Below are 2,974 nucleotides of genomic sequence, written 5' to 3' on the forward strand. Positions count from 1 at the left end.
ATTAAAAGCTATACTTGGGCAAGTTATAGTCAACAAAAAGTTATGTTTGACCGAGCTTGAATTGCCCATCAAGTGCGATGGCTGCGGCTGGCTACGCGATCGCGATTTTTTCTAACTTATTCAGCAAGCCCTAAGTAGCTGAGTTTGGTAGAGCGATCCCCTCATCCTTGCTAGAGCCAGAACAGCTACTCAAAAGGATTAATAAAGAGTAATTTAACAGTTCAGACTTTAGGAAGATGGAGAATAACTAATAACTTTTTAAGCTTTATATATGTTGATACAAGAGGGAAAAAACATGACACTTTTAAAGCTGGCAGACTTTTATCCTAACTATAAGGAAGAGATTTTTGCAGGGGATGACATTAAAGGTTTTGATGTTTATGGCGGCGACTCTAACGAGAAAATCGGCAGCGTTTACGACGCTCTAGTTGATGAAACTGGTCGCTTTCGCTATTTAGTAATCGATACCGGAATTTGGATTTTTGGCAAGAAAGTATTGCTTCCCATCGGTTCGGCTCGCATCGATTATGGAGCGCGGCGCGTCTTTGCTACAGGCATTCGCAATAAAGACCAAGTAGAACAATTACCTGCTTACAATGAGCTAGAATCGCTTGATTACAACGAAGAAGAGCAGATCAGAGGAGTTTACCGCAATCAAGCTGATTACGCTGCACCCATTTCTGGTGACTACGATCGCAGTACGTATAACTACGATCTAGACCGCCCCCTCTACGATACAAACGAGCAAAATCATCAAACTCTGAAATTGTATGAAGAACGTTTGATCGCGAATAAAAGCCGGCAAAAAACAGGTGAAGTTGCAGTTGGCAAGCGAGTAGAGACTGAAACAGCACGCGCTTCCGTACCTATTGAAAAAGAGCGGGTTGTGATTGAGCGCATGACACCAGCAGACGCGGGTCGGGAAGTACCTGTTGGTGCTGTTGACTTCCAACAAGGAGAAGTTGCGCGGATGGAAGTTTACGAAGAAACCGCTGATATTCACAAAGAAGCTTTTGTGCGCGAGCAAGTCAACGTCAGAAAAGAAGTTATCCGCGACACTGTTGAGGGTGAAGAAACATTGCGCCGCCAAGAGCTAGACGTTACAACCAATGGCGAGCCAGTTGTTGACAACAAAATGCGTTAAAAATTTAACCGCCAATGGTTAAACAGATAGCTCAATGGATGTTGAGATATCTAAGCAGTAAAGTCTTTAAAGGCAATGCAGGCAGGGCATTTTCTCAGCTCTGCCTGTAATTTTAACAAAGATTTATTCAGGTAAAAAACCATGAGCGAAGCGTCTAATAAAGAACTTGAATCTATAAAAACACAACTCCACAATAACCTTGTGGTAGAGCCGATTATGGCAGAGGAACCTCTGCCAATTAGCTCGGATATAGTAGAAAATCAGGAAGCCATCGATCCTTCCGAAATTGCGGAATTAATGGCGATACCGGAAACGGTGGAGCAAAAGGAAATCATGCTCCTAGAAGAACGCTTAGTTGTTAATCGCAGTAAGCGGAAAGTAGGTGAAGTCATTGTCCGCAAAGAAGTGGAAACCCGCATGGTAGAGGTTCCTGTCCGTCGTGAGAAACTGATTATTGAACGAGTGGGGGAAGTACCTGAGCGCCTTGCAGAAATTGATTTAGGTGAAGGTCAGGTTACTGGCGTAGAATTGGCAGAAATGGCGCAGGCTAACGCTCAGCCTACTGTTAGTGCTGAATTTACTTCGGTACAAAAAGCTAGTAAAGTTTTAAGTGCGATCGCCAGCCAGCCACATCACGGATGTGCTAAAGTCCGATTGGAAATTGTTCTGGAAAATAACCAAGTTCAGGAAACTTACCAAAATTGGTTTGACAGCTACGAAGGTTGAAAACAAAATTACTAAAAATTTATTTTAGGGTTAACGAATGCCGATTAACAGATAAAAATGTAACTTGTCATTGCGAGCGAAGCGAAGCAATCTTAAGCCTTTGCGATTGCTTCGCTTCGCTCGCAATGACAGAATAATAAAATTGCTTCACTCGCAATGAGAGAATAAAAATTCTAGCAACCGCCAAGACAGTGAGAACACTCGCTTATGGTCAAAACCATTGATTCTATTCCCCTCTTCCCCTAGTCCCTAGCTATAATTAATTAGTCAGCAAACTTGGGGAAGTTAGCACAAACACATCCCTTGTCCCCACACCCGCAGATTCGGGTTTAATCGGAGTAGTAAAGTGGAAAAATTCATGGTCATTTACTAATAGCATTTCCCCCGGATTTAGGACTTTCTTAAACACTGGTTTTTCCTTTTTACCCATGTAAAGATGTGTTTCTCCGCCGAGAATATTAGTTCTGTCAACCGAGAAAATACCAACAAAATCAGTACCGTCTTGATGGATACCTTCAGGTGCAGGATTGCCAAAATTATTGAGAGAACAAGTAGTTCTAATTTGATGAATTCCGATTTCCGCTTCTGGATGAAGTTTGCAGGAATCAGTAAAAGCTAAAACCAGATGTTTAAAGATATCCTGGGCGATCATTTCATCGTCTAGTTCCGCAAAATCTCTTTTAATATCTCCTACTATCGGATTATATTCTTTGCTTTGGAAAAGGTAGCCATGAGGTAACTTTATTAATTCATCGCCGTTAACCATGAAGCGCGATAATCTTCTGTATCGATACTTACCTTTGATGTAAGGATCGAGAGGTAAATCATCAAAAAATTGCTTAAAACCTTCTAGCTTAATCGAGTTTACCTTTTTAAAGGTAAACATGAAAGCATAATCCAAATTTGTCGATCCCAGTAAGGTTTTCATAGGATTTTATAATTTTAGCGTTGATCCCTATCTTAAGTTTTCCTTAAGGAGGTGTATATCTCCAGTATAGAGTAGCTTTTTTGTGAATGCGGCTAAGCTAAATACACAGTTTGCAAAGTTATGGTGAAGATTAGCTAGTAATTCTGCACGGTTTACGTAACGCCGCCATCTTGGCG

General features: G+C 41.4%; 3 protein-coding genes. 2 read left to right on the top strand and 1 reads right to left on the bottom strand.

The window, feature by feature from the left end; genetic code table 11:
* Positions 1-295: 295 nt before the first annotated feature.
* Together PN499_RS07200 and PN499_RS07205 are read left to right on the top strand one after the other, a co-directional pair.
* The gene (locus PN499_RS07200; RefSeq protein ID WP_272031025.1) at positions 296-1,144 is read left to right on the top strand and encodes a DUF2382 domain-containing protein; all 849 of its coding nucleotides are present in this window, start codon (positions 296-298) and stop codon (positions 1,142-1,144) included.
* A gap of 141 nt (positions 1,145-1,285) precedes the next feature.
* On the top strand, positions 1,286-1,870 hold the full coding sequence (locus PN499_RS07205; RefSeq protein WP_272031026.1) for a DUF2382 domain-containing protein: 585 nt from the start codon (positions 1,286-1,288) through the stop codon (positions 1,868-1,870).
* Positions 1,871-2,129: 259 nt separating this feature from the next.
* Here the strand turns inward: PN499_RS07205 and PN499_RS07210 are convergent, their stop codons facing one another.
* The gene (locus PN499_RS07210) at positions 2,130-2,798 is read right to left on the bottom strand and encodes a 2OG-Fe dioxygenase family protein (protein WP_272031027.1); all 669 of its coding nucleotides are present in this window, start codon (positions 2,796-2,798) and stop codon (positions 2,130-2,132) included.
* Positions 2,799-2,974: the final 176 nt, after the last annotated feature.

It is taken from the genome of Kamptonema animale CS-326 (genome assembly GCF_028330895.1).
GTDB lineage: Bacteria > Cyanobacteriota > Cyanobacteriia > Cyanobacteriales > Microcoleaceae > Kamptonema > Kamptonema formosum.

Bases quoted from the DNA above. Each gene is read 5' to 3' on its own strand.
- PN499_RS07200 (WP_272031025.1), top strand. From the start codon at position 296: ATGACACTTTTAAAGCTGGCAGACTTTTATCCTAACTATAAGGAAGAG.
- PN499_RS07205 (WP_272031026.1), top strand. From the start codon at position 1,286: ATGAGCGAAGCGTCTAATAAAGAACTTGAATCTATAAAAACACAACTC.
- PN499_RS07210 (WP_272031027.1), bottom strand. From the start codon at position 2,798: ATGAAAACCTTACTGGGATCGACAAATTTGGATTATGCTTTCATGTTT.